Consider the following 3,771-nt stretch of genomic DNA (forward strand, 5'->3'; position numbering starts at 1 on the left):
AACCACCGAATCCTGATAGATACCTTACATTTTCTATCTTTGTAATAAGGAATGCATCGATATCATGTGCTTCAAGACGGCTTAGCAGTATACGATGTCTATCGACGCAGAACTCTTTCTCTGTCTTCTTCACCCCGCACCACCAAGAAGCCCCACCTCTCAAGGCGGGGAGGAATGGTTTCCTGTTCTCGAAGGGGGCATGCCCCGAAGCCACGGGTGTCCAAACGTGGTGCGGGGTTCACCTCGAGATAAGCCCTGCTGCAGCCTTTAACCCTAAGAGATAGCTATCTAAACCGAATCCCGTTATCTGTCCTGCAGAAACACCAGCAATCAATGAACGATGTCTGAATTCCTCCCTCTTATAGATATTTGAGATGTGCACCTCAACAACAGGGATGCCTGAGGATGCAATTGCGTCTCTGATTGCTATACTTGTATGGGTAAAGGCAGCGGGGTTGATTACAATTGCAGCAAATTTACCAATCGCCGACTGTACAGCTTCCACTATCTCACCCTCATGATTGGACTGGATAATCTCTATGGCTACACCAAGCTCGGCAGCTGTTTTAGTTATCTTTTCATTTATCTCGGATAGCGTAAAATTCCCATATATTTCAGTTTCTCTTATACCAAGCATGTTCAGATTAGGACCATGTATTACCAATACCCTTTTCATACGCTTCCTTTCTCTCTCTAATCCTTTTAAGAAAGTCTTCTAACTTTTTAATTGCCTGTTCTCGTCCAGTACCTCCACTCTCTTTTTGCATCCCCATCAAGTGATAAACCTCCTCAAGTTTATGGCGTATAACTTTATTCTCAGGATTCTGGGCAAGTATCCTTTTGTATATCTCTAATGCCTCTTTGTAAAGTCCCTGTGCAGTATAAATCTCAGCCATAGTTTCTGTAACAAGTTCGATTGAAGGAACGAATGGTTTATCTTTTTCTTGCATAATTATACCAGATTAATCATAAAAAGTCTTCAATGCAGGGTCCCCAAAAGTCTCTTGGACTTTTTGGGGTATCCCTAGGTATGTTTTATCTCGACTATTTTCTCAAGGATGGCCTCAGCAATCTCCCTCTTGGGCATCAACGGAGTCTCTTGAAGGCTGCCACCCTTATCTATCATGATAACAGAGTTCATATCTGAGCCTGCAGCATTTGCGTCATTTACAACTATAAGGTCAAGATTCTTATCTTTTAATTTTTTCATACCATTCTCTATGGGAGATTCTGTTTCAACCGCAAAACCAACAAGAAGCCTTTTACCTTTCATCATTCCGAGCTCCATAAGGATATCCGGGTTTCTCACCAGTCTCAGGGAGATAATATCCTCCTCTTTTTTCATCTTCTTTTTCATTGGTTCTTCTGGTCTATAATCCGATACCGCAGCAGCCATGATCACTATCGAGGCGTCTTTAAAATATCTTAATACAGCGTCTCTCATCTCTGCTGTTGTCCTTACCTTTATATGTTCAGCACCATAAGGTGGTATAAGGTTTGTATCCCCGCTGATAAGTATTACATCCGCTCCCCTCCTTATAGATGATGCAGCAAGCTCAAACCCCATCCTGCCAGATGACCTGTTTGTAATTATGCGAATGGGATCAATGTCTTCCATCGTAGGCCCGGCAGTCACAAGTACCTTCTCACCTTTCAAGGCATCTGACCTATCGAACACCTTCTCTACCGCCTTCACTATTATCTCCACAGATGCAAGCCTTCCTTTCCCCTCGTAACCGCATGCGAGGGCTCCTTCTTCTGGTTCGATAAAGTATACTCCCTGCTCCTCCAGTATCCGTTTATTCCTCTGGAATATTGGATTTTCATACATCATCTCGTTCATGGAAGGTGCAATAATAACAGGCTTTCTTGTAGCAATCAAGAGCGTAGAAAGGATATCATCGGCAATCCCTGTAGCCATCTTACCGATTATATTAGCTGTAGCTGGTGCAATAAGTATGAGGTCTGTATCATTCTGCAGGGTTATATGGCTGAGTGGTCTTTCCCAAAGGTCCTTTTCTCTATAAACATGGTTTAAAGATAATGTCTCGAATGTCAGTGGTGAAATAAACCTCTCTGCATTCTCTGTCATTACAACAGTTACATCAGCGCCACCAGATCTTAAAGCCCTTATGAGTTCAGCTGACTTATAAGCAGCTATGCTACCTGTAACCCCCAGGACAACCTTCTTTCCCTGGAGCATCAGTGCTCCTCTTCTAAGATGCCTCGTACATCTTTCTGTGAGAGTTCTGCCTTTTCCTGTAGATAAACCTTAAGATCTTTTTCTAACTCTGTTAACTCTTCCTCTGGCGTATATCTCTCTTCACGCTTATATATTCTTGCTCTTTCTTTCTCCTTCTTTGCATCTTCACCTGTAACATACTCCAGAACCCCAGAGATAGCCTCCTGAATTGCGATGGTTGTGTTCTTTGTGTATTTAGTCTCTACAAAGGGTTTTTCACCATGCGCAATATGCCTTGCCCTCTGGGCAGTAAGGTGAACAAGCCTGTAACGGCTGTCAAAATTATCTGTGTCTATAGGTAATGATTGAATATCCATCTACAACACACCTCCTTTGAATTTTTCCATACCCAGTCGTTTTGCACGACACCTCTCTGCTATAATTATACACTTTAATGCCATAAGTGCCTCATCAAAGTTATTGTTAACTACCACATAATCATACATCTTATACGCAGCGATCTCCTCCTTTGCACGCTTCATTCTTTTCTCCATCTCTTCAGGTGTATCTGTCATCCTCTTTTTAAGCCTTTTCTTAAGAACAGATAAAGATGGGGGGAGTATAAAGATAAATATGCCCTCTCTGTATTTCTTCTTTATATTTTTTGCTCCCTGTATATCTATATCGAGAATCACATCCTTCCCGAGTTTTCTCAGACTCTCAAGCCTCTTTATGGAAGTACCGTATAGACTGCCGTGGACCTCTGCCCACTCCACAAACTCACCTATCTTTATCATTGCTTTGAACTCATCTCTGGAGATAAATGTATAGTCCTTATCGTTTATCTCCCCTTTCCTCGGTACCCTCGTGGTGTATGATACAGAATGTTCAATATTTGGAACGAGATTGATTACTTCCTTTACTAATGTTGTTTTACCAGTCCCCGAAGGAGCAGAAACAACATACAACATCCCTTCCGTTGCTGACATACCTACATCGAGGGGTCTCCAAAAAGTCCAGAAGACTTTTTGGGGTGTCCCCCTTCCCTATCTTTTTCTTCCGAGTTAAATCTTGATGCTACGGTCTCCACCTGTATCGCTGAGAGTATTATATGATTGCTATCGGTAACTATTATAGCCCTTGTCCTCCTCCCCTGTGTAGCATCAATCAGCCTACTGCTTTCCCTCGCCTCATCTTTAAGCCTCTTCATCGGAGCTGAGTCAGGATTGATTATAGCCACTACTCTTGATGCCGATACCACATTGCCGAATCCTATGTTTATTAACCCTTTACAGCAACTCATTCTGCACCTCCATCGAAAAATGGGACGGTTCTATTTTCTTCTCGGCTATCCCCCTTTGTTAGAATGTGATATACATATTCCTTTGCTTCGCGATCTTCGATTGGTGCTATGCTCGCTGTCTTCGGCATATGATAAATTTATCATCTTTTATCTTCACTGTCAAGAAAATAGAACCGTGAGGCTGTCCCAAAATGGTGGCATGAAATCTGCATATTATTTTGTAGTTTTTTGAAAGGAGGCAGGTGCATGTCATTTAAAGAATATAATCAAGATCAACCATTTCTCT

8 protein-coding genes are annotated in these 3,771 nt (G+C 42.2%); all 8 read right to left on the minus strand.

Annotation, left to right across the window (positions count from 1 at the left end; translation table 11 throughout):
* A partial coding sequence (locus AB1488_06915; GenBank protein MEW6409827.1) for an aminopeptidase P family N-terminal domain-containing protein occupies positions 1-214 on the minus strand: 214 nt, incomplete at its 3' end.
* A 24-nt stretch (positions 215-238) separates the two neighbouring features.
* A complete protein-coding gene (aroQ, locus tag AB1488_06920; GenBank protein ID MEW6409828.1) occupies positions 239-676 on the minus strand; it encodes a type II 3-dehydroquinate dehydratase in 438 nt (145 codons plus the stop codon).
* Positions 645-950 carry a tetratricopeptide repeat protein gene (locus AB1488_06925; GenBank protein MEW6409829.1) on the minus strand — a complete coding sequence of 102 codons (306 nt, stop codon included), beginning with the start codon at positions 948-950 and terminating at the stop codon, positions 645-647. Before AB1488_06925 ends, aroQ begins: the two co-directional genes overlap by 32 nt.
* Positions 951-1,024: 74 nt before the next feature.
* Positions 1,025-2,203: a bifunctional phosphopantothenoylcysteine decarboxylase/phosphopantothenate--cysteine ligase CoaBC gene (coaBC, locus tag AB1488_06930; GenBank protein ID MEW6409830.1), complete on the minus strand. Its 1,179-nt coding sequence runs from the start codon at positions 2,201-2,203 to the stop codon at positions 1,025-1,027.
* A complete protein-coding gene (gene rpoZ, locus AB1488_06935) occupies positions 2,203-2,559 on the minus strand; it encodes a DNA-directed RNA polymerase subunit omega (protein MEW6409831.1) in 357 nt (118 codons plus the stop codon). Before rpoZ ends, coaBC begins: the two co-directional genes overlap by 1 nt.
* Positions 2,560-3,171, minus strand: a complete 612-nt coding sequence (gene gmk / locus AB1488_06940) for a guanylate kinase (protein MEW6409832.1) — start codon at positions 3,169-3,171, stop codon at positions 2,560-2,562.
* 2 nt (positions 3,172-3,173) lie between these two features.
* Positions 3,174-3,485, minus strand: coding sequence for a DUF370 domain-containing protein (locus tag AB1488_06945; GenBank protein ID MEW6409833.1), 312 nt, complete (start codon positions 3,483-3,485; stop codon positions 3,174-3,176).
* Positions 3,482-3,613 carry a hypothetical protein gene (locus tag AB1488_06950; GenBank protein MEW6409834.1) on the minus strand — a complete coding sequence of 44 codons (132 nt, stop codon included), beginning with the start codon at positions 3,611-3,613 and terminating at the stop codon, positions 3,482-3,484. The genes AB1488_06945 and AB1488_06950 overlap by 4 nt, the downstream gene beginning before the upstream one ends.
* Between the last annotated feature and the right edge of the window lie 158 nt (positions 3,614-3,771).

This window comes from Nitrospirota bacterium (genome assembly GCA_040756155.1).
Classification (GTDB): Bacteria; Nitrospirota; Thermodesulfovibrionia; order JACRGW01; family JBFLZU01; genus JBFLZU01.